General features: G+C 31.0%; 24 protein-coding genes and 1 tRNA gene. 9 read left to right on the forward strand and 16 right to left on the reverse strand.

From position 1 onward, the window contains the following. Positions 1 to 2 precede the first annotated feature (2 nt). Together EYD46_RS10875 and EYD46_RS10880 are read right to left on the reverse strand one after the other, a co-directional pair. Positions 3 to 2,387: a GAF domain-containing protein gene (locus tag EYD46_RS10875; RefSeq protein WP_130937179.1), complete on the reverse strand. Its 2,385-nt coding sequence runs from the start codon at positions 2,385 to 2,387 to the stop codon at positions 3 to 5. Positions 2,388 to 2,549: 162 nt separating this feature from the next. Next, positions 2,550 to 2,631 (reverse strand) — tRNA-Leu (locus EYD46_RS10880). A gap of 98 nt (positions 2,632 to 2,729) precedes the next feature. Here EYD46_RS10880 and EYD46_RS10885 point away from each other — a divergent pair. The 5 genes from EYD46_RS10885 (at position 2,730) to EYD46_RS10905 (ending at position 8,452) form a co-directional block, all read left to right on the forward strand. After that, positions 2,730 to 4,121 carry a dipeptidase gene (locus tag EYD46_RS10885; RefSeq protein WP_130937180.1) on the forward strand — a complete coding sequence of 464 codons (1,392 nt, stop codon included), beginning with the start codon at positions 2,730 to 2,732 and terminating at the stop codon, positions 4,119 to 4,121. A 121-nt stretch (positions 4,122 to 4,242) separates the two neighbouring features. Continuing rightward, positions 4,243 to 5,103, forward strand: a complete 861-nt coding sequence (locus EYD46_RS10890) for a DMT family transporter (protein WP_130937181.1) — start codon at positions 4,243 to 4,245, stop codon at positions 5,101 to 5,103. Positions 5,104 to 5,184: 81 nt separating this feature from the next. After that, positions 5,185 to 5,550 carry a BlaI/MecI/CopY family transcriptional regulator gene (locus EYD46_RS10895; RefSeq protein WP_130937182.1) on the forward strand — a complete coding sequence of 122 codons (366 nt, stop codon included), beginning with the start codon at positions 5,185 to 5,187 and terminating at the stop codon, positions 5,548 to 5,550. A gap of 2 nt (positions 5,551 to 5,552) precedes the next feature. Further along, positions 5,553 to 7,256 (forward strand): M56 family metallopeptidase, encoded by a 1,704-nt coding sequence (locus tag EYD46_RS10900; RefSeq protein ID WP_130937183.1) that lies wholly within the window; start codon positions 5,553 to 5,555, stop codon positions 7,254 to 7,256. Between the two features lie 95 nt (positions 7,257 to 7,351). Further along, positions 7,352 to 8,452 (forward strand): DUF4407 domain-containing protein, encoded by a 1,101-nt coding sequence (locus EYD46_RS10905; protein WP_130937184.1) that lies wholly within the window; start codon positions 7,352 to 7,354, stop codon positions 8,450 to 8,452. Here EYD46_RS10905 and EYD46_RS10910 read toward each other — a convergent pair whose 3' ends face one another. Then, a complete protein-coding gene (locus EYD46_RS10910) occupies positions 8,453 to 8,731 on the reverse strand; it encodes a hypothetical protein (RefSeq protein ID WP_130937185.1) in 279 nt (92 codons plus the stop codon). Between the two features lie 153 nt (positions 8,732 to 8,884). Continuing rightward, positions 8,885 to 9,163 (reverse strand): STAS domain-containing protein, encoded by a 279-nt coding sequence (locus tag EYD46_RS10915; RefSeq protein ID WP_130937186.1) that lies wholly within the window; start codon positions 9,161 to 9,163, stop codon positions 8,885 to 8,887. A 216-nt stretch (positions 9,164 to 9,379) separates the two neighbouring features. Between EYD46_RS10915 and EYD46_RS10920 the strand changes: the two genes are divergently transcribed. Then, positions 9,380 to 9,811 carry a YybH family protein gene (locus tag EYD46_RS10920; protein ID WP_130937187.1) on the forward strand — a complete coding sequence of 144 codons (432 nt, stop codon included), beginning with the start codon at positions 9,380 to 9,382 and terminating at the stop codon, positions 9,809 to 9,811. Positions 9,812 to 9,840: 29 nt separating this feature from the next. Here EYD46_RS10920 and EYD46_RS10925 read toward each other — a convergent pair whose 3' ends face one another. The 8 genes from EYD46_RS10925 to EYD46_RS10960 all read right to left on the reverse strand — a co-directional run bounded on the left by EYD46_RS10925 (position 9,841) and on the right by EYD46_RS10960 (position 15,297). After that, positions 9,841 to 10,215: an MmcQ/YjbR family DNA-binding protein gene (locus EYD46_RS10925; protein WP_130937188.1), complete on the reverse strand. Its 375-nt coding sequence runs from the start codon at positions 10,213 to 10,215 to the stop codon at positions 9,841 to 9,843. Next, a complete protein-coding gene (locus tag EYD46_RS10930; RefSeq protein WP_308807866.1) occupies positions 10,212 to 10,616 on the reverse strand; it encodes a GNAT family N-acetyltransferase in 405 nt (134 codons plus the stop codon). Before EYD46_RS10930 ends, EYD46_RS10925 begins: the two co-directional genes overlap by 4 nt. Next, positions 10,613 to 11,221, reverse strand: coding sequence for a DUF4230 domain-containing protein (locus EYD46_RS10935; RefSeq protein WP_130937189.1), 609 nt, complete (start codon positions 11,219 to 11,221; stop codon positions 10,613 to 10,615). The genes EYD46_RS10930 and EYD46_RS10935 overlap by 4 nt, the downstream gene beginning before the upstream one ends. After that, positions 11,221 to 11,970, reverse strand: a complete 750-nt coding sequence (locus tag EYD46_RS10940; RefSeq protein WP_130937190.1) for a cyclase family protein — start codon at positions 11,968 to 11,970, stop codon at positions 11,221 to 11,223. Before EYD46_RS10940 ends, EYD46_RS10935 begins: the two co-directional genes overlap by 1 nt. After that, a complete protein-coding gene (gene hemW / locus EYD46_RS10945; RefSeq protein WP_130937191.1) occupies positions 11,967 to 13,100 on the reverse strand; it encodes a radical SAM family heme chaperone HemW in 1,134 nt (377 codons plus the stop codon). The genes EYD46_RS10940 and hemW overlap by 4 nt, the downstream gene beginning before the upstream one ends. 59 nt (positions 13,101 to 13,159) lie before the next feature. Further along, positions 13,160 to 14,035, reverse strand: coding sequence for a hypothetical protein (locus EYD46_RS10950; protein ID WP_130937192.1), 876 nt, complete (start codon positions 14,033 to 14,035; stop codon positions 13,160 to 13,162). Positions 14,036 to 14,107: 72 nt separating this feature from the next. Continuing rightward, the gene (gene ruvC / locus EYD46_RS10955; RefSeq protein ID WP_130937193.1) at positions 14,108 to 14,659 is read right to left on the reverse strand and encodes a crossover junction endodeoxyribonuclease RuvC; all 552 of its coding nucleotides are present in this window, start codon (positions 14,657 to 14,659) and stop codon (positions 14,108 to 14,110) included. Beyond that, entirely contained in the window at positions 14,659 to 15,297 is a 639-nt protein-coding gene (locus EYD46_RS10960; RefSeq protein ID WP_130937194.1) for an outer membrane beta-barrel protein, read from the reverse strand. The genes ruvC and EYD46_RS10960 overlap by 1 nt, the downstream gene beginning before the upstream one ends. Before the next feature lie 10 nt (positions 15,298 to 15,307). On the opposite strand from EYD46_RS10960, the gene EYD46_RS10965 reads away from it, so the two are divergent. Genes EYD46_RS10965 through EYD46_RS10975 form a run of 3 tightly spaced genes read left to right on the forward strand, consistent with a single transcriptional unit; the run spans position 15,308 to position 18,191 of the window. Next, positions 15,308 to 16,300, forward strand: coding sequence for a lysylphosphatidylglycerol synthase domain-containing protein (locus tag EYD46_RS10965; RefSeq protein ID WP_229731335.1), 993 nt, complete (start codon positions 15,308 to 15,310; stop codon positions 16,298 to 16,300). Further along, a complete protein-coding gene (locus EYD46_RS10970; RefSeq protein WP_130937195.1) occupies positions 16,297 to 17,439 on the forward strand; it encodes a glycosyltransferase in 1,143 nt (380 codons plus the stop codon). Before EYD46_RS10965 ends, EYD46_RS10970 begins: the two co-directional genes overlap by 4 nt. 17 nt (positions 17,440 to 17,456) lie before the next feature. Beyond that, positions 17,457 to 18,191 (forward strand): Bax inhibitor-1/YccA family protein, encoded by a 735-nt coding sequence (locus EYD46_RS10975; RefSeq protein WP_130937196.1) that lies wholly within the window; start codon positions 17,457 to 17,459, stop codon positions 18,189 to 18,191. Here EYD46_RS10975 and EYD46_RS10980 read toward each other — a convergent pair whose 3' ends face one another. The 4 genes from EYD46_RS10980 to EYD46_RS10995 all read right to left on the reverse strand — a co-directional run bounded on the left by EYD46_RS10980 (position 18,192) and on the right by EYD46_RS10995 (position 21,384). Continuing rightward, positions 18,192 to 18,668 (reverse strand): hypothetical protein, encoded by a 477-nt coding sequence (locus EYD46_RS10980; RefSeq protein ID WP_130937197.1) that lies wholly within the window; start codon positions 18,666 to 18,668, stop codon positions 18,192 to 18,194. It lies immediately after the preceding gene. Between the two features lie 70 nt (positions 18,669 to 18,738). Further along, positions 18,739 to 19,158, reverse strand: a complete 420-nt coding sequence (locus EYD46_RS10985; protein ID WP_130937198.1) for a tetratricopeptide repeat protein — start codon at positions 19,156 to 19,158, stop codon at positions 18,739 to 18,741. Positions 19,159 to 19,185: 27 nt separating this feature from the next. Next, positions 19,186 to 19,881: a tetratricopeptide repeat protein gene (locus EYD46_RS10990; protein ID WP_130937199.1), complete on the reverse strand. Its 696-nt coding sequence runs from the start codon at positions 19,879 to 19,881 to the stop codon at positions 19,186 to 19,188. Further along, on the reverse strand, positions 19,882 to 21,384 hold the full coding sequence (locus EYD46_RS10995) for a M56 family metallopeptidase (RefSeq protein ID WP_130937200.1): 1,503 nt from the start codon (positions 21,382 to 21,384) through the stop codon (positions 19,882 to 19,884). Between the last annotated feature and the right edge of the window lies 1 nt (position 21,385).

Below are 21,385 nucleotides of genomic sequence, written 5' to 3' on the forward strand. Positions count from 1 at the left end.
TACTAAGCTTTTATTTCCTTCATTAAATCATCATAAGTATAAAATGCTTTATCATCTTCATTTTTATGATAAAGTACACTTACTCTAATGGCTTTTAATCCAGTTACTGCTTGTAAATCTTGTAATTCCACAATTTCTACATCTGTATCTAAGTAATTTTTAGACTGTAAAAACTTTACATAGCTTAAATACTCCTGTTCATCTTGTTTTTGAGAATATACAATACTTATTTTTCCTTTTTGAGTAACACGTTGCCTTGTGCCTTTTATATAGGCTTTATCTACACGTTTTTTTACAATTTCATAACGTGCATTGTATGTACCATCAACATCAAAGTGCTTTTCATCCATTCTAAAACTTATAGTTAACGGTTGATTAAACACTAAAATCATAGACGCAACATCTAAAGCAACAGGGAAATCTGGTTGCATTTGGTAATATGCATTTTCCATCTCACACATAACTTGCAATTGCCATAGACGTAAATTATAGAGGTAAATCTGATTAAAACTTGCCTCTTTTGTAATAGACTCACCTACATACATGTTATGCTCTACACCATCTGTTTTAAAACGCTCAAAGAAATGAGGATACATTTGTTGCGCTTCTACTTGTTTTTTATCAAGTAGTGAAGCCATTTCACGATTTATTTTCGATATGGTTTCATCATAATCTTTCCTGTGTTTGTATAGCACATTTACCTTATCATCTATGTTATCATAATAGGCCTTTACATCTTCCTTCAGCAGCCCATTTTGTTTCAAATGATTTAATAAAGGCTCAACATCTTGTTTAAAAAACGCAGAAATTTGTTGTTCACTATCTACTTGGAAATTATCGTCTAAACCATTTTGAAAATCATTTATCTGATATATAAACTGCTCATAAATAGGTAAACCTTCTAATTCGAAAGCTTTTGTTAAAATACGTTTTGCAGCTTTAAGTTGAAGTGATAAATCTTCTTGAGTAGCATTATTTCTAGCTTCAGAAGATCCTTTGATATCTATTTGTCCATATAGCGGATAAACATTTTCAAAGGCTATCTTTTTAAAAGACGTTTCTTGTCCTTCAAACTCAGACTTAATATAATTTTTTGCTTCTTTTGCGAAACGCCAATGCACACTTGGATGAATTGAGGTACATTCTTTTTGAATAATAGCCTCAATTAAGTTTTCTTCTTCCTTTTTAGAACGTTCTACTGCCGAAACAATAAATGGCATAATATCTATAAGCTTATTAGCATTGATACTATTCAACGCATGTGGTGTATTAGAAACAATTTCCATAACTCCCATTAAGCCTTCATCATTAGCTATAGGTGCGAATATCGCACTTTTAAAACCCTGTTTATAAAGCACTTCCACTTGAGGAGCACAAGTCTCGTTTCCTTTTTCATAAATATCATAAACTTCATCAACATCAGAAATAGAAAAATATTTGTTCTCTTTAATCAATCGATTATAAGACCATTTACATAGTGAGCTACTACATTCTAAACGCTCTTGATTACCAAGTAAATAACTATTAATACCTACACCGTAAACACGCTCAAAAACATTTTCTTCTTCATTATAAATAGAAAACCCAACTTGTAAATCGTTGATACCTAATAAAGATCTGAAAACATCATGAAATTCGTATATAAAATTTTCATCCTTTCGCTTATCCTCACCTATTAAATTAGATTTTATGTTGGATATAGATTGATCTTCAGTAACATCAAAAATATTAGAGATTACAAAACCTTTAAAAATATAACTATCTGGAGGAAACTTTTCTTTCCATAAGTCTAGGTTTTCAAAATTATCTAGTAATTGTTTGTAATCCTCCTCTGTAATATTTTTAGCCTTGTCTGTGGGTATAATTTCACAAAAATCTGCATTATATAGAATCTTATAATATCTCAAAATTCCATTAGCATCAGGAATTTCGTAATAAAACGGACGCTTAAAATTCAAGCTATACCCATAACAAAAATTGAGAATAACAGTACATGCAATGATGTAACGATGATCATCTGGCATGTTTTTAATGTTTAACTCAAAACCATCACCAGCTATTTCGATAATATTCTTAAATCGCTCAGAGGAATTAAAAATTAAATCGTGAAATGGTACCGATGCCGTTTTAATCTCATTTTTTGTTAAAACAGGAGCAAAAGAATCTTGAAGTATAACACCTATCTCTACTTCTCTATCTTGTAATATTTGCATATTACTAAATCCTTCACGAAGTTCTGGATAAGGCGCAGCTGTTTTTAATACACGCTTTGCCTTAGCCGAAAGAAATTCATCTTTACTCTCAGCCAGTTTTTCATAATGCTCAAGTAGCTTGTTAAAGCTAACATTTAGCATCATTGGTGATTCGATATTATCGTTAATATCCATAATCTTATGTAATTCAGTAAGTAACAAATTTACAAAATTATTGTTTTAGTCGTTATATAGCAGACTTGCTAACACCTGAAATGTTACAAGAAATTGTGTTAAATTTTTATAGAAATAAAACTAAAAAAAGCTTCTTGATAATTTCAAGAAGCTTTTTGTTTGTGCGGGCGGAGAGACTCGAACTCTCACACCTCGCGGCACTAGATCCTAAGTCTAGCGTGTCTACCAATTCCACCACGCCCGCAAAAGGACTGCAAATATAATCAAGATTTTTAAATTGCAAACTTATCGCATTAAAAAGTATTCTTTTTTATACTTTTGAGCATAACCTTTTTTGCTCACATGGATAATATTAAATCTTATATAGACACTCATAAGGATAGGTTTTTAAGCGAACTTATCGCATTACTTAAAATACCATCTATTAGTGCTGATTCTGCACATAAAAACGAGGTTTTAAAAACCGCTAAAGCTATAAAAACAAGTTTGGAAAAAGCAGGTTGTAGCACCGTTGAAATATGCGAAACCGGCGGTTATCCCATTGTTTATGGCGAAAAAATCGTAGACAAAAACTTACCAACTGTTTTAGTATATGGTCATTATGATGTGCAACCTCCGGACCCGTTAGAGCTTTGGAATTCTGCACCATTTGAACCTGTAATAGAAAAAACAGATCTACACCCCGAAGGCGCAATCTTCGCTCGTGGTGCATGTGACGATAAAGGCCAATTATATATGCATGTAAAAGCTCTAGAATTTATGACAGAGACAAATCAACTACCATGCAACGTAAAATTCATGATTGAAGGAGAGGAAGAAGTAGGAAGTAAAAACCTATCCATCTTTGTGAAAAACAATCAAAAAAAGCTAGAGAATGATGTTATTCTAATTTCAGATACTGGTATGATTGCTAAAGATGTACCATCAATAACCACTGGCCTTCGAGGTTTAAGTTATGTAGAAGTAGAAGTTACAGGACCAAATAGAGATTTACACTCTGGTTTATATGGTGGTGCCGTAGCTAATCCAATTAATGTACTTGCAAAAATGATTGCTTCGCTACACGATGAAAATAATTATATTACCATTCCAGGATTTTACGATAAAGTAGAAGTACTCTCTTCAGAAGAACGTGCTGAAATGGCAAAAGCGCCTTTCAGTTTAGAGAATTATAAAAAAGCCTTAGATATCGAAGCTGTGTATGGAGAATCAGGCTATACCACAAACGAGCGTAACTCCATTCGTCCCACACTAGATGTTAATGGTATTTGGGGAGGTTACATTGGCGAAGGCGCCAAAACCGTTATAGCCAGTAAAGCCTATGCAAAAATTTCCATGCGCTTAGTTCCAAATCAAGATTGGGAGCATATTACACAACTGTTTAAAACACATTTCGAAAACATTGCCCCCAAAGGAATTAAAGTTAAAGTAATACCTCATCATGGCGGACAAGGTTACGTTACACCTACAAACAATATAGGCTATAAAGCAGCCAGTAAAGCCTATGAGACTACTTTCGGCAAAATACCCATTCCACAGCGTGGTGGTGGTAGTATTCCTATTGTATCCCTTTTCGAAAAAGAATTAAAAAGCAAAACCATTTTAATGGGCTTTGGTCTAGATAGCGATGCAATACACTCTCCTAACGAGCATTTCGGTATTTGGAACTACTTTAAAGGTATAGAAACCATCCCTTATTTTTATAAATACTTTACAGAACTCTCTAAAACATAATTTGGGCGTTACCCCGCTTTTAATGGCGAGGTCGGGCTTTCGGGAGTCGCTCCCTCCTACGTCGGGGAGCTTCAACAAATCCCTCAATCCCTAACGCAACCCGAACGTTTACAATACACACATGAAAAACCAACACACCAATCATCTACTATTATTAGGGTTAGCTACACTGTTTATAAGTACCTCAGGTGTATTAGGTAGATATATTAATCTTCCCACTCCAATAATTATATGGTTTAGAAGTGCTCTGGCGGCATTTTTTTTATTTCTCTTTTGTAAGTATAAAAAGTTAAACATAAAACTCCAATCTAAAAAAGATGCTCCAACAATTATCATTGGTGGCATATTGTTAGGAGCACACTGGATTACTTACTTTCTTGCATTAAAGCTTTCTAGCGTTGCAGTAGGTATGCTATCAATGTTTACTTTTCCTGTGATCACAGCTTTACTAGAACCCTTGTTTACCAAAACTAAACTAAACCCAATACACATTCTTTTGGGGTTTATGGTGTTACTTGGCATTTATGTTCTTGCACCAGAAATTAACTTCCAGAGTACTTACCTAAAGGGTATACTTTTAGGGGTGTTTTCTGCTTGTTGTTATGCTCTAAGAAATCTTATATTAAAACGACATGTTACTACTTATGACGGTACAGTACTTATGATGCAGCAATGTATTATTGTAAGTGTATTACTAATACCCGTTTTATTTAATTTAGACATAACAGCAACCAAAACACAACTACCTTACTTACTAATTCTGGGATTAGTTACAACTGCGCTAGGGCACTCCCTATTTATAAGTAGTTTAAAGCATTTTTCTGTAAGTACAGCTAGTATCATAGGTAGTGCTCAACCTGTATTTGGCATTATTATGGCCTATTTTTTCTTAAATGAAATACCAACATCAAACACTTACATTGGAGGCGCTTTAATTCTGACTACTGTAATTATTGAAAGTATTAGATCAAAAAAAGCATAATTCTAAAAATCCTTTACTCTACATTTGTAGAATATAAATTTTTACTCTACATTTGTAGAAAACATTCTAATGCTGTAGAATATGAAACTATCTAGAACTGAAGAGGAATTAATGAATCACCTTTGGAAGCTCGAAAAAGCCTTTATGAAAGATTTATTGGACGTTTACCCAGAACCAAAACCAGCTACAACTACAGTAGCAACACTACTGAAACGCATGACTGACAAAGGCTTCATAGGCTATACGCTGTTTGGAAAATCAAGACAATACTACCCTTTAGTAAAAAAGAAAGACTATTTCTCAAAGCATGTAAATGGATTGATAAAAAACTTTTTTAATGATAGCGCATCTCAATTTGCATCATTTTTTACCAAAGAAACGAACCTAACCAAAGAAGAGTTAGAGGATTTAAAAAGATTAATTGATAGTGAAATTAAAAAGAAATAACTATGCTTCTAATCATATTAAAATCTATTATCTGTTTAGCTGTATTTATGATATTCTACAAACTGGCTTTAGAGAATACAAGTGCGCACACCTTAAAAAGATTTTACTTGTTAAGTATTGTCGCAGTATCTATTGCAATACCTCTTATAACACTAGTAAAATACGTTGACCCCTCGATAACTCTCAATACTAAAAACTTATTCCCTATAAAACAAGACATAGAGCAACAGATAATCAATAATTATACTAATCCAGTAGATTATGTATCAATTATTTTATGGGCAATATATTACTTAGGTGCTATACTTTTTTTATTTAGATTCTTGAAAAACATATCTACTCTTGTCAAAAAGATAAAAACATCCCCTAAAACAAAAGTAGGCAATGTATGTATAGTGTTATCAGAGGATAGCTCACTTCCCCACACGTTTTTCAATTATATTTTTTTAAATAAAAATGACTACGAGAAAAATAATATTGATAAAGGAGTTTTTTTACATGAACAAACCCACGCCATACAAAAGCATTCAGTTGACATATTAGCAATAGAAATTGTACAGGTTATATTTTGGTTTAACCCATTATTAATTTTACTTAAAAGATATATTAAGCTAAATCATGAGTTTTTAGCAGATAAAGCGGTATTATCAAGCGGAATTAGTACTTCAGAATACCAAAAGACACTCCTTTCTTTTTCATCAAACATAAAATACCCAACATTGGTCAATCCAATAAATTATTCATCACTCAAAAAACGATTTAAAATTATGAAAACACAAACTTCAAAATCTAAACTTCTTCTAAAAGTACTTCTGTTACTACCTCTATGCATTATTTCTGTCTATGGATTTAGCCAAAAAGAAACAATTATAAAATCAAATAATTCCAATGTTGTAAATGGATTAACAATTAAGGATATTCAACTCATTATAAAAAATGAAGACGATTTAGTATTAAATGGTAACAAAGTAACCATTGAAAATTTAAAAGACGAAGTAAATAAATTAAATCCATTGTTAGATAATAAACAGAAACAGTATTTTTTATTTGCATACCTACTCATGGAGGATGACAAGTTGTATCCTTACACAAAAAAAATCTCAAACTTCTTAAGTTTAAACTGCGACATTAAGTCTTCTCAAATTGTAATTGTTAATGGTTTTAATCATCTTAATTTATACAAAAGTCCATTTAATGGTAAAACAACAATAGAAGCCCAAGAGATCTTAGATAAACAGACCATAAACTTTACATCTTCAACAAAACAAGGTCCGTGGAAAGTTAAAGTTGGCTTCAATACAGCAGATTTTACATTAAATAATAATCTTAACATTAGTAAAAGTATCAACCAACAAGATATAAACGAATATAATAGTTTGGTTGAAAAATTTAATAGTTTACCTGATCACGAAAAAGTTGTAAAAGTTACAGATTTTTCAAGGTTACATGAGTTGTACCGCTTAATACCTCAAAACAAAAAAGCAGATCTCAAACCTTTCCCAGATTTTCTTACCCCACCAAAATCTGATAAAGAAATAGTTATCCAAATGATTGAGAAAGGTGCTACTTGTTTTTTTAACGATAAAAAAATTGATGCTGAAAAAGCTATTTCCATTATCAATAGTAACGGACTCTTCAATGTAACAACAAAACATGAAAACGGAGTAAGTATTATAAGTATGTATAGCGAGAGCTATAAAGAATAAGCACAACTCACATAGAGTTTTAATTTCCCCAAAAAAAATGTAACAAAATAAACGCTTTAACGTTCTAATAGTCAATCAATCAAAAAACTATCAACATGTTAAAGCGTTTTTTTATTATCTGCTCTGGAGCAGATACCGACATCTTACAACAATGCTCCAAAGGGGAACAAAACAAATACGCAGGTATTGGAGCTACCGTTTTTTTTACAGCAATTATGGCATTTATAGCTGCTGGCTATGCACTTTATACCGTTTTCGACAATCTGTTTACATCTATATTTTTTGGTTTAATCTGGGGGTTACTCATATTTAACCTAGACAGATATATTGTTTCTACCATTAAAAAGACAGATAATACTATTGACGAATTTATTCAAGCTACTCCCAGAATAATTTTAGCAATAATTATAGCTATTGTAATTGCTAAACCTTTAGAATTAAAAATTTTTGAAAAGGAAATTAATCAAGTGCTTTTAGAAGAAAAAAACGCCATGACACTGGCAAATCAAAACCAAATTGCAGCACAATTCACTCCCGAAATAGAAACTTTAAATTCAGAGATACAAAACTTTCAAGACGAAATTATAGCAAAAGAAATTGAGGTAAATAATTTATATGATGTTTATATCTCTGAAGCAGAAGGGACTGCTGGAACAAAGCTATTAGGAAAAGGCCCTGTTTACAAAGAAAAAAGAGAGAAACATGATGCCGCACTCATTGACTTACAAACCTTAAAAGAAGAAAATAAAGTTAAGATACAGGCTGCTGAAACTAAAGTAGCCGAATTAAAAGAGAATTATAATACCAAAGTAGCCGACACCCAACCCATTATATCTAATTTTGACGGCTTAATGGCGCGTGTTAATGCATTAGGCAAATTACCATGGATACCTTCATTTTTTATTTTTCTACTTTTTTTGGCCGTAGAAACCGCCCCAATTTTCGCCAAATTATTAGCGCCAAAAGGTGTATATGACTTTAATCTTGAAGATCAAGAAGATACTATAAAGAGTATTATTCTACAGAATAAAAAACAAAGAGCTGCAATGGTAAATACCGAACACACTATTAATGATAGAATGTATACAGATATTAAGAACGATGAAGAATTATATAATTACAAACGCAAAAAGGCACACGAATTGATGCAACTTAAAGCTAATGCTTTTTATAAAAAACAAAAATCAGCTTTGTAATTAAGCCACCTTATAAGATTGAAAATGATCGTAAAGTTCTTTACAACCTACTCCAACTATTGTAAATTCTTTTTGGAGGCTTTTTGCATAAAAGTACATATTAGTAAAGCTTTCTACAGCATTAGCATCTATAGCTTCTAAAGCATCAACACTTACAGTAAGTTTTTGATATGCATCTATTGCATCACAAATTTCTTTTTTAAAAAATGAAGTGTTATTTTCATTTAGCACTCCTCTCAATTTAAAAAAATTATTACAGGCAGTTATTTTTAAATCCATAAAGCAAATTGTATTTAAACGATGAATTTGGGTTTTAATCGATAAAATTTTTCGCTAAAATATAAAAATATTTTAAAAATCCTACTTTTCAAAAAAATATTATCTTTAGTTATATTCTTTTAGAAGGTATAAAAACTAAAATACTGGTAACTCTTAAGCTGCTTCAAAAGATTTAAAATGATCGTATAACTCTTTACAACCAAAACCAACTATAGACAGTTGCTTGTTTATTTTTAGAGACTCTGTATGTAAATCAGCTAGGGCATCTACACCAAAACGATCAACACTTTCTAATCCCTCTATACTGATAGTAAGATGATCAAATTTTCTGAATGCTTCTTGGAATTCCAAACGAAATGATTCAACATTGTCTTTGTTCAAAATACCTTTTAATTTGAAGAAATTATTACAGTTAGTAATTCTTAATTCCATAGTACATAAATTTTAATTCAACAATAAATTTGGGCTATTAATCGTATGGTTGTGGTGTAAATATAGGTACTTACATCAAAAATGACTTTATTTTTCGATAAACCCATTTTTACTAACGTTGAATGTATTACGAATGTCAATTTCATCGATAAGATACAGTTTTGGCATGATTTTTTGTTTACATTTACCCGAAATTACTATTGAAAACCTACAACTATGAAAAAATTAATAACTCTATTGTGTTTTTTAGTTTTTAGTCTCACAAATGCCCAAATCAATAAAGACTCAGACATTAAAGCTATTAATAAGGTATTAAAAAAGCAGCGTATTGCATGGTCTAACAATGACATTGAAGGGTTTATGGAAGGCTATTGGAAAAGTGATTCCTTAGCGTTTTATGGTAATAAAGGTGTGACTTATGGATGGGAAAACACATTAGACCACTATTTAACCTATTACCCTACTGCAGCTTATACTGGTAAATTAAGTTTTAAAATAAATGCTGTTAATAATATTGCTCCTGACTCTTATTATGTTTTAGGCGAATATCACATTAAACGTGAAGTTGGTAATGCTGACGGCATTTTTATGTTAGTATTTAAAAAGATTGATGGCGCATGGAAAATTATCGCCGATACATCTACTTAATGCACTCAATATTTATCACACCTAGTAAACTAATCAGCTGTAATATTTAGTTGTTTTCGCATTTTCTTGGTCATACCCTTTACAACCATTTCATAAGAATGATCTATTAACTCTTTAATGAGTTTAGGCTCTAATTCGCCTTCGTAAATATATAATGTATTCCAGTGCTTTTTACTCATATGGTATCCTGGACGAATGCTATTGTACTCTGCACGTAAAGTTTCAGAATATTCTGGATCTGCTTTTAAGTTTATAGCGGCCTCACCTCGTTCCCACCATTTTAAAGAAGCTAAAGCAAACATTTTACCTAAAACCTTAAAAACTAAAGTATCTTCATCAAAAGGAAAATCTTCTGTTGTTCCTTTTTTACTCAAGCAATACGTTCTTATTTGTTCTATATTCATTTTAACAATCGCTCCATTACTTTATCTGGATGTTTTAACTCAGTAAATCCATACTGTTTATATAAACCATGGGCATCAGCTGTTTTTAACATCCAAACGCTACAGTTTTGTAGTTTCTTATCTTTAATTACAGCATCTATTAATTGTTTAGAATAGCCTTTTCCACGATACTCTGGTAAAATAAAAACATCCATGAGATAGGCAAAAACCGTATAATCAGTAGCTATTCTGGCAAATCCTATTTGTTTTTTGTTAATGTAAACACCAAAACACAAACAATGCTCTATTGATGTTTTAACTTCATCGTAAGTTCTTCCTTTAGCCCAATAACTCTCGGTTAGAAAACCATGTATTACATCTAATTGAAGCTTACTTTTATCTGTAGATATTTCTACTATCACTCTAATTTCTTTATATGATTATTCTCAATTTGTAAAGCTGAATAGTCCAACTTCCACCCTATAGTTTCTACAATGGTTTCAATCAACAAAATAGTATCTAACGCTTCTTGCTGAGCTATTTGAATTAAACCACTTTCTGGAATTTTTGCTTTAATGTGTACCTTTGCTTCATTATGTAAATCTGTTAAATCACTGGCTTCAAACTTATTAAAATAGCCATCTGACTTATCGTAATAATTTAAATTGGTTTCAATAGATAGTACTTCAGGCTGCGGAAATTTTTCTAAGATTATCCTTTTCTTATCTGTATCTGATATTAGCTGAATTTTAGACAAATCATATCCCACATGGGCTTTGGCATTAATTACTACCAAAGCTTTCTTCTTGCTTGAAATCAATTTTAAAAATTTTTGCTTTACATCTTCATAATGGTAAATCTCTGCAAAATCGCCTTCAACAGTAATAAATTTGCACACCTTTTTAATCTTATTTAATAAAATAGTAGACTGTGCATTAACCAATTGTTTTTTCTTAAATGATTTTATGAGGGTTACTGCACCCAGAGTAACCAAAATTGCTATAATTATTGCTATAAAAATTTCCATTATTCAATTACTTTATATAGAATAGGTTTACTTGGCGTAGCATCGTTTTCAAAAGGTGCTATTTGTAAATTCAAAACGTATAGACCATCCTCTACATGATTTGGCACATAAATAAACTCTGTGATAGTAGCATCTAAGCGCAGTTTTCCTTTAGTGTTCCAAAATGCATTATGTGCCAATAACTGGCATTCATCTTTCTCTTTGTCCACACTTGGCAAATCTATCAAAAGGTGTTTTATTCCCTTTTGCTTTAAATGTATTGCTGCCTCTTCTAACAAATAGGTAGGGTTTGTATTAGAGTACTGTCTTATTAGTTTTTCTGAAGTATTGGGTATGGTACGTATCACAATTGCATCTCGCTTTTTATTGCCTAATGCAAATTGTATTTGCTTTTTGGATATCACAAAATCTTCTCCCAGTTTTTCAGGAGCTACAGTAACTACTTCTGCTAAGAAAAAAAACGTTTTTAAATTTTTATTGATTGAGTGGATCTCCTCAGTGATGTGCCCCACACATTCAGTATGTGTACCATGTGCATGAGGATTAAATTGAATATTATTAAAATTTATACAAGCACCATCTTTTACTGTTGCAATCCAATCTCGATCTTTAGCAGGTTCTATTTTAGGTGCATCAACATACCACGCATTTACATTATCTTTTGATGCTCGCAGTGGCATGGAAATATCTAATGGCTTAGATAAATCAATTTTTATTTTTCTAGAATTGTATTGGATTGTTGCTATCAAGACAGATTTAATTTAAAAAGATTAGAGGCAATACCATCACTTAAAAATTTACCTTTTTTTGTAGTTAAAAGTTTATCATCATCAATATACAATAAATGTTCATTTATAAAAACTTTGGCTTGCTGTAACAAGTACTTTTTGTAAGTACTCCCAAAGTCTCTTTCTACTTTATCTAATGATACGCCCCAGATTGTTCTAAGCCCCGTCATAATATATTCATTAAACTTATCGGTTAAGGAAAGCGTTTCAACTTCTAAGGGTAATTTGTTTTCTCTAATACTCTTAATGTACTTTATATTATTAGACACATTCCAGCTACGTTGGTCACCATTAAAAGAATGTGCAGAAGGACCAACACCTAGATACGGTTTCCCTTGCCAATATGCTGAATTATTCCTGCTAAAAAAGTTTGGCTTTCCAAAATTTGAAAGTTCGTAATTTACAAAACCTGCGGCTTCTAATCTCTCTACCAAAATCTGAAACTGTTCCTGTGCTAAATTGTCATCAACATTTTCAATAATTCCTTTGCTAATAAAAGTTTCTAAAGCTGTTTTAGGCTCTACTGTTAGCGCATAACATGAAATATGAGGTATGTTATAAGATAATGCTGTTTCTATATTAGCTATCCATTCTTTATGACTTAAACCTGGGATACCGTAAATTAAATCGATAGAAATATTTTTGAAATACTTCGTTGCTTCATACAAACTTACCTTTGCTTCATTTGCATTGTGTGCACGATTCATCAATTTTAAATCTCTTTCAAAAAAAGATTGAACACCAATACTTAGTCTATTAATTGATGTTTTTGTTAAGCTTTTTATTTGTTGAGCTGATAAATCGTCTGGATTGGTTTCCAGAGTAATTTCAGGATTATCTGTAACTTTAAAGTTTTCGTAAACTGTATCTATTAATAATTCCAATTCAGAGACAGTTAGCAAGCTTGGAGTGCCACCACCAAAATAGATAGTTTCGATTGTTTTATTTTGAAACTCGTCTTGTCGCAGTAATAGTTCTTGAACTAAACATTGAATGAGTTCCTCTTTCTTTTTTAATGACGTAGAAAAATGAAAATCGCAATAATGACATGCTTGCTTGCAAAAGGGTATGTGGATATAGATTCCGGCCATAAAAAAGACAAGATATTAAACTTCTTGTCTTTTACAACTTTATAGAATTATTTTTTAAACTAAAATGGATATACGTCGTTAATATAACCGTCAGTAATCTCAATAGTTTCATTTCCATTTACAGCGGTAAGAGAGAACGAGCCTTTAATTTGATTAATTCCAAAACCTGTTAAATGCTCATCAATTTTAAATATTCCAGATGTTTTATATTCAATAAACTCACCTGTACTAGGATCATATCTTGAAAAAGAGATTTTATTGTATGTACTATTCTCATCAAACTGGAAACTCCCTATTGAATCAACATCTCCATAAATAATAACATAAGATATACTATATGCGTTATCGCTATAGTGGTTATAAGAACGAGGACTACCAGCAAAACCTCCAGAAGAACTTGAACTAGTAGCATACCAATTGTTCCCATCAACTACGGCAGAAACTTCTAATCCAGATATTTGAGGCATGATTTCTCTATATTCTACATTAAAACTACCCTCGGCATATCGAGTTTCTGAATCAATATCATATTCATCTTCATATAAATTTCCAGAAAATTTAGCTGCTACTCTTTTATTCGCTTCATCAATACCTATCAGTTCAAAATTAAAATAGTTAGATTTAAAGTATTCGAAAGCCCAGTACGAATTTGGAAATCCACCAGATCCACTTTCATTAGCAAGTGCTGTTGCTGAACCTAAATTTCCATATACATTGAATTGAACACCAAAACTATCACCATTATCTGTAGTACCAAGAACTTCCATTGTATTTTCTGATCTTAACGCAGTCCAATTCGAAATATTAACATCTTGGTTTTCAAATTTGTACAAAAAAGAGTCTTTATTATCAATTTCATTAGAATCACTATCGCTTGAACAAGAAACAATAAATAAAAACAGAAATAGAGTACTTAACGCATTTAGAATTTTCATGTAATTTGGAGTTTAATTCGTTTACCCCAAATATACCAAAATAACCAACTTAAAAAAGAATAGTCTTACAAATTAACCAACTTTATCAGGGTTATTTTTTACAAAACTAGCCCAACCCGAATAACTCTTACCAACTTCAATTCGCCCAGAATTATAAAAGTGACACACCGCTGCAGCTAAACCGTCTGTAGCATCCAAATTTTTTGGTAACGTTTTTAAACCCAATAAACCTTGTAGCATTTTTGCCACCTGTTCCTTACTAGCATTACCATTACCTGTAATGGCCATTTTTATTTTTTTAGGAAGGTATTCTGTAATCGGTATTTGCCTGCTTAAACCTGCAGCCATTGCTACGCCTTGTGCTCTTCCTAGTTTTAACATACTTTGTACATTTTTACCGTAAAATGGCGCTTCAATAGCTATTTCATCTGGATGATGGGTATCTATAAGCTCTATAGTGCGTTCAAATATGAGCTTTAACTTTAAATAATGATCGTCATACTTTTTTAAGTCTAACTCATTGAGCTGCAAAAATGTCATTGTCTTTCCAACTACTTTTATAAGACCAAACCCCATGATAGTGGTCCCAGGATCAATCCCCAATATTATTCTTTCCTTTTGCATTAACTTCCACAAAAATAGCAACCACTTAGTGATATAGACACACCAAAGGTTACTGTTAATAAATCTCCATTAAAAGCACCAAAACCATCTGAGATAGGACTAAAATCTTTTCCAAAACCAAAAACATAAGACGTATCCATGTAAAAGGTTAAACTATCTGAAATACCATAATGCAATTCTATACCTGTTATAGCATTAATAAACGACACATCATTATTTCCATAATTACCCAACGGGTTAATTATACTAATGCCAGGACCTGCGTGTAAAAAAGCCCCCACTCTTTGCGAAAATCTTAAAATTCTAGATGCATCATAAACGCCTTGTAAATTGATGCGTGTATAGTTTAATTTAAATTCTGGAGATGCATTATCATTTGAAATTCGATTAAAGCCATAATCTAATTTTGCTCCAAGTTGTGACGTCAACATGTATTGAACACCTAAATTTACAGTTGGAAAATTAATTGATTTCCCTTTAAAAGTAGTCACAAATCCATCTGAAGATGGGTTATTTATTCCTAACGCAATTTGTGCCTTTAGTTTACTTGTATCACCTTGTGCTAAACCATTAAAGCTGCACACAAATAAGAGCATACTAAAACTAATGGTTTTAAGTATGACTATTTTTGGGTTCATAATTAGTTTAATGACTATTTTGCAATTAGAAATGCTACATAACTCGCTACCATACAAAACTAAACAATTCTTTTTTGTACTTATTAAGTTAAGTATTGTAATTGGAGCAGGATACTTCATTTATGAAAAACTAGCTAAAAACGATACCTTAAGTTTTTCAAGTTTTATTCAATTTACATCAAAAAACGGTGTTTTTACTTTAAAAAACATCCTTTTTTTAATGATTTTATCCTTTTTTAATTGGTTTTTAGAAATTCTAAAATGGCAATTATTAGTCAATTCAGTACACAAAATCAATTTTAAAAATGCTCTTGCACAAAGCCTAGGTGCACTTACTGCTTCTCTTTTTACACCTAATAGAATAGGCGAATATGGTGCAAAAGCAATATATTACATACCTTCATTAAGAAAAAAAATCATGTTAACAAACCTCATAAGTAATATGCTTCAAATGAGTGTAACTGTACTTTTTGGAATTTTTGGTTTTGTATTATTTGTGAGTAAATACGAGGTTTCAATTGACTATTATAAAATTACCCGATTTACCTTAATAAGTATACTAGTTATTATTTTTGCTAGTTTAGGAATAAAACAAAACCGATTCAAAATAAAGGGGTTTTCAATACAAAAGCTAAAAACATTTGTAATTACATTTCCAAAAAGCAAATTGTTATATGGGTTTATTTTATCCCTTTTACGTTATATGATTTTTTCATTTCAGTTTTTCTTTATTCTTCAATTATTCAAAGTAAACCTTTCTTATTTTGAAGCAATGACCATAATTACCTCAATGTATTTAATTTCATCTGTAATTCCATCCATTTTTATTTTTGATGTTATTATTAAAGGCAGTGTTGCTATTTTTTTATTTTCATTTTTATATATAGCCCCCATTACAATAGTATGTACTGTAACACTTATGTGGCTATCAAACTTTGCTATCCCAAGCTGTTTAGGAAGCTTTTATGTACTTAATTTTAAACTTCCAAAAACTAATAAATGATTATTGCTAGCATCATCATTTCAGTGTTGTATCTATTACTAATAGGTCTTTTTATTTTTGGCTTTGATAAAGTTGAACTCATGGCATTTAATGATATTCCTGCAAAAACCAAGTTTTCTGTAGTTGTTCCATTTAGAAATGAGGCTAAAAATTTACCTCAATTATTACAATCTATGCTCCACTTAAATTACCCCAACTCTCTTTTTGAAGTTATTTTAGTGGATGATGACTCTGAAGACGACTCTGTTGATGCTATTAATACATTTTTAAACACCTTCTCCCAAGATAATGATAGAGCAATTGCTGTAAAAATAATTAAGAATAAACATATTTCTAATTCTCCTAAGAAAGATGCTATAACTACTGCTATAAATATTGCAAAACACGAGTGGATTTTAACAACTGATGCTGATTGTATATTACCTAAGTTTTGGCTTGACAGTTTTGATGTTTTTATACAGCAACATAACCCAGTGTGTATTGTTGCCCCTGTTACTTATATAGATAATAATACGTTTTTAAACCGTTTTCAACAATTGGACTTTTTTAGCTTGCAAGGTGCTACAATAGGTGCTTTTGGGATAAAAAAGCCTTTTTTGTGTAATGGTGCAAATTTTGGATACACCAAGACTGTTTTTAAAAATGTAAACGGTTTTAATGACAACAATTCCATAGCTAGTGGTGATGATATTTTTCTTTTAGAAAAAATAATAAAAAAACATCCTGAATATGTAAAATATCTAAAACATGAACATGCTATTATTTCTACAAGATCACAACCTACGTGGCATCAATTAATTACTCAACGTATACGTTGGGCTGCAAAAACTAGCAACTATAATAATTGGTTTGGGAAGTTTACAGGAATAGTGGTTTTTTTTATGAATTTTATCATTGCTGTACTTCCTATAATTGCACTTATTGGGTTTTATAATATTAAAGTGTGGCTCTATATTTTAGTTATTAAATTGAATATTGACTTCTTATTACTCTATAAAACTTCTGCTTTTTTTAGCCAGCGAAAAGCGTTTAGAAGTTTTTTAACCAGTTTTTTTCTTTATCCTCTTTTTAGTGTTAATGTGGCTTTGCTTTCTATGTTTAAAAACTACGAGTGGAAAGGGAGATCTTTTAAGAGATAATTTATTAGATTTAGTACATGAAACTACTTGATAAAACTACTAACCCCGCATTTACAAGTTATTTTTTTAATGACGATAGACCAGCATCTAAAAAAATGACTGTAACCGGTATTTTCATCAAGTCTATGCTTTCTATATGTATTATGTTTATTATTTCCATAGGTATTTGGAAATTATATAGCGAAGGCAATGACATAAAATGGTATTCCATGGGAGGTATGTTAGCAACCATAATTATTAGTATAATAATATCAGTAAGGCAGCATTGGGCACATATTTTAGTACCGTTATATGCTATTGCTAAAGGCTTCTTTTTAGGTGCTACAACTGCTTATGTACATGCTCGGTTTCCAGAGTTCCCTTATCAAGCCATTGGCATCACTATGACAACATTTTTAGTGGTTTTATTGCTGTACCAAACACGAATAATTGTAGTTACAAAAAAACTAAGAAGTGTAATAATTACTGCTGTTACAAGTATTTTTGTTATTTATATTATTTCTTGGATATTAGGCTTTTTTGGTATCAAGGTATTTATTTGGGGCACTTCTTGGCCAGCGATAATTTTTAATGTAATTGCGGTAGTTTTTGCTTCTTTATCACTTTTATTAGATTTTGATTATATAGAAAGGCACAAAAACAAATCTCCAAAATATAAAGAATGGTTAGCTACTTGGGGATTACTTGTAACACTGGTTTGGTTATATGTAGAAGTGTTACGCTTGATGCGTAAACTGGCGATTAGATTTTAATTAGTTAACCTTAATAATTAATGGTAACTCAAATTCTGTTCTAACTGGCTGACTCATCTTAATTGCAGAAGTAATATTAGGGAGCTGCTCTAGACTCTTTAATAGCATTTTTTCTAAGTTTGGTATTTCTTGCTTTGTAAGTGAGTCCATTTCTGCTCCAATTAACGTAATAATGCCTTTTTTAGAAACCCTTAGCTTAAGCATTAAAGTATCATTAACATCTTTAGTAACTACTATATTTTGTTGTTGTAAATAGGTACTCATTTTAGCATAAAGCGTACTTTCAAAACATACTTTTTTATTTGTTTTAGCAATAATAGTATCGCATTGAGAAAAACTTGGGTACATATCTACCTCATCCCAATTAAATGTTTTTAAATCTTCTTTTAAAATAGCCTCTGGCGTAGTTTTTTTTACATTAAAATAATCGCAAGAATATACCACTAAAACTAAAAGAATAATATAGCACTGTCTCATAGATAGCTTATGAAACGGAAAAGTACAATTTTTTTGAAATTATATGTAATATTTATTTCAAGATATGCTTTTAGTCTGTCCCATCTTTTTGGTCTTTAAACTGTTCTTCTTTTAATTTACTTATGTAATGGTCTACCATTTCGTTCATTCTACCTTTTGGAAATTTCTTTTTCACGGCTTCAAAAGCTTTTATTTTAGCATCATAATCTTCATAGTATTTTTCTAAAATTACAGCTAATTTAAAATGTAGAAATTCATTATCTGGTGATTCACGTATAGCCTTTTTTAGAGCCTTTATAGCCTCTGGATATTTTTTTTGGTAACTAAATGCTTTTGCTAGAGTACTATACTCATGGTGTAAGGGTTTATCTAAAAAAGAAAGTGCTTTATTAAGGAACTCCTCGGCTTTTGGGTAATTTTCTAATTCAAGATAATAACTACCTATTGTATACAGCGCATCAGTATCGGTTGGGTTGTACTTTAATGCCATTAATCTATATTTTAAAGCTTCTTTGTATTAGTAATGATACCCATAGCACAGACTTAACTTTTCATAAATAAACTCTGAAGTTTCTCCAAGTTCTATTAATTGTTTAAACCATTTACCTGCCTTTCTGTAATCTTGTTGCCAATAGTAATTTTGGGCTTTTAAATTTATGAGTTCAATATTCTTAGGATAGGTTTCCAGTCCTATACTTATCAAAGAATCTACTGCAGTGTATCTACGCTTTTGTAAATTGTATTTAGCAACTTTATAGATAGCTTTTTGATGTACATTATCTAAATTAAAAGCTTTGGTAAAACTTTTAATCGCTAAGGAATCCTTAATTTGTTCTTGTACCAAACCCAGCTCATAATGGTAATTTGGGTTGTTTCCATGTATAGAAATTAGTGTTTTATACATTACCAAAGCTGTTTCAAAATTTTTAGTCTTTGAAAGTAATTTTGCAAATTCGTATTTCAATAAAATGTTATCGGAATATGCCTCAATAGCAGCTTCAAAATTGCTAAGAGCCAGATCATAATTTCCAATTGCTACATATGCTTTTGCTATTTTCTCAAATATTTCATCCTGATTTTTATGTAATTTGTACTGGTTAATAGCTTTAGTATAATTACCATTTAGAAATAAACTATCTGCAATGTTTAAAACCGAAGTTTGTGCTTCGGTTTTAAAAAATAGTGTTAGAAACAATAAAAAGGTTATTCTCATCTAATCTACTACTTGAAAAACTATTGGTAATGCATATGGTACGTTTACTTTTTTCCCTTTTTGTTCTCCTGGAATCATTTTTGGCAAAGCGTTAATAACCCTAATAGCTTCTTTTTCCAGTTCTGGGTGTGGAGCCCTTGCCTTTACATCTATTATATCTCCTTCTTTACTTATCTTAAAAATCACATGAATACGCTGCCTACCTTTTAAATTTAAATCTTTGGCAAGCTCTGTATTGAAACTTCTACTTACAAACCTTGAAATAGTTTCGGAGGTACATTTTTTTCGTTCTTCATTAAGTTCAGAATCACATTCAGGAAAAGTTGGTACGCGCTCAATAAATCCGAAAGGCACTTCTATTTCATCAGATATCTGATTTTCTTTATTTGCGTTAACTTTAGTTATATCTCCTCCAAATATTATTCTTGTATTATCTGATTTTACAATGATTTTATAATATGTATCTGTACCAGGAATCTTTCTATTGATATAGTCTTCTAATATTTTTGTTTTGTCAGCAGTTGAAAGCTCTTTAAAGTTACTTATCTGCAATGTTATTACACCATCCTTAATGCTTTCTTTAATCTGACTATCTTCTATTTTATCTTGATTAACAATTTCTTTTGTTTCTTCCTTTGAACAAGAACTATAGATAAGCATTATTAGAATTACTGGAAGTAGTATACCGTATTTCCATAAACTTTTTTGTTTAGATTTAGATTTTTGTAACATAATAATTCGTTTTTTGATTAATGATTGTTTAAAAAATGGATTGATGAACGAGACATTTTTAGTCTCAAATACTTGTGATAGCAAATTTTTATAGTATTGGGATTTTCCTTGATATTGCAATGCTTTAGCATCAGCTATGTATTCGTGTATGGCCTGAATTCTTCTTTGGTAGGCATAAACCAAGGGATTATACCAAAATACAATTTTAAGCCCCTCAAAAAACAACAAGTCTAAACTGTGTTTTTGTTTTATATGAATTATTTCATGTTGAAGTATAGTCTCTTTTTCTTTTGCTGGTATATTGTCCCCGAGAAAAACATAGTTGAAAAAAGAAAATGCAGATGCACTATCGGGAAGCTGTATAATAGTATAATTTCCTTGACGTTGTTTCGGACTCGTTATTATCAATTTTATGATTCTAAAAACCTTAAAGAAAAATAATACAGTAATTAGAGTCGTTCCTAACATAAACAGAATTTTCCACGACATAAAATTTACTGTTTCAAGTACTACGGCATCCAAACGAGTTTTAGAAACAGCATCTGTTTTGGTCGCTCCAATAAGTATTTCTGGTAAGTGAATCATATAATCCTGTGGAACTATCTCACGAAATTGAGGTATTTTAATCAACGGAATTAGTGTAGATAAAACTGGAGTTATTAGGAGATAACATCTATTCCAATTAAAAAATGTCTCTCTCTTTAAAAACGCATCGTAAATAATTAAAAAGAGTAACTGAAATATTATGATTTGTATGATATAATATAGCATT

Source organism: Hyunsoonleella pacifica (assembly GCF_004310335.1).
Lineage (GTDB): Bacteria > Bacteroidota > Bacteroidia > Flavobacteriales > Flavobacteriaceae > Jejuia > Jejuia pacifica.

Bases quoted from the DNA above. Each gene is read 5' to 3' on its own strand.
- EYD46_RS10970 (WP_130937195.1), top strand. From the start codon at position 16,297: ATGATTATTGCTAGCATCATCATTTCAGTGTTGTATCTATTACTAATA.
- EYD46_RS10925 (WP_130937188.1), bottom strand. From the start codon at position 10,215: ATGAATATAGAACAAATAAGAACGTATTGCTTGAGTAAAAAAGGAACA.
- EYD46_RS10995 (WP_130937200.1), bottom strand. From the start codon at position 21,384: ATGCTATATTATATCATACAAATCATAATATTTCAGTTACTCTTTTTA.
- EYD46_RS10920 (WP_130937187.1), top strand. From the start codon at position 9,380: ATGAAAAAATTAATAACTCTATTGTGTTTTTTAGTTTTTAGTCTCACA.
- ruvC (WP_130937193.1), bottom strand. From the start codon at position 14,659: ATGCAAAAGGAAAGAATAATATTGGGGATTGATCCTGGGACCACTATC.
- EYD46_RS10875 (WP_130937179.1), bottom strand. From the start codon at position 2,387: ATGGATATTAACGATAATATCGAATCACCAATGATGCTAAATGTTAGC.
- EYD46_RS10950 (WP_130937192.1), bottom strand. From the start codon at position 14,035: ATGAAAATTCTAAATGCGTTAAGTACTCTATTTCTGTTTTTATTTATT.
- EYD46_RS10980 (WP_130937197.1), bottom strand. From the start codon at position 18,668: ATGAGACAGTGCTATATTATTCTTTTAGTTTTAGTGGTATATTCTTGC.
- EYD46_RS10890 (WP_130937181.1), top strand. From the start codon at position 4,243: ATGAAAAACCAACACACCAATCATCTACTATTATTAGGGTTAGCTACA.
- EYD46_RS10885 (WP_130937180.1), top strand. From the start codon at position 2,730: ATGGATAATATTAAATCTTATATAGACACTCATAAGGATAGGTTTTTA.
- EYD46_RS10905 (WP_130937184.1), top strand. From the start codon at position 7,352: ATGTTAAAGCGTTTTTTTATTATCTGCTCTGGAGCAGATACCGACATC.
- EYD46_RS10965 (WP_229731335.1), top strand. From the start codon at position 15,308: ATGACTATTTTGCAATTAGAAATGCTACATAACTCGCTACCATACAAA.
- EYD46_RS10900 (WP_130937183.1), top strand. From the start codon at position 5,553: ATGCTTCTAATCATATTAAAATCTATTATCTGTTTAGCTGTATTTATG.
- EYD46_RS10935 (WP_130937189.1), bottom strand. From the start codon at position 11,221: ATGGAAATTTTTATAGCAATAATTATAGCAATTTTGGTTACTCTGGGT.
- EYD46_RS10910 (WP_130937185.1), bottom strand. From the start codon at position 8,731: ATGGATTTAAAAATAACTGCCTGTAATAATTTTTTTAAATTGAGAGGA.
- hemW (WP_130937191.1), bottom strand. From the start codon at position 13,100: ATGGCCGGAATCTATATCCACATACCCTTTTGCAAGCAAGCATGTCAT.
- EYD46_RS10975 (WP_130937196.1), top strand. From the start codon at position 17,457: ATGAAACTACTTGATAAAACTACTAACCCCGCATTTACAAGTTATTTT.
- EYD46_RS10990 (WP_130937199.1), bottom strand. From the start codon at position 19,881: ATGAGAATAACCTTTTTATTGTTTCTAACACTATTTTTTAAAACCGAA.
- EYD46_RS10895 (WP_130937182.1), top strand. From the start codon at position 5,185: ATGAAACTATCTAGAACTGAAGAGGAATTAATGAATCACCTTTGGAAG.
- EYD46_RS10915 (WP_130937186.1), bottom strand. From the start codon at position 9,163: ATGGAATTAAGAATTACTAACTGTAATAATTTCTTCAAATTAAAAGGT.
- EYD46_RS10985 (WP_130937198.1), bottom strand. From the start codon at position 19,158: ATGGCATTAAAGTACAACCCAACCGATACTGATGCGCTGTATACAATA.
- EYD46_RS10960 (WP_130937194.1), bottom strand. From the start codon at position 15,297: ATGAACCCAAAAATAGTCATACTTAAAACCATTAGTTTTAGTATGCTC.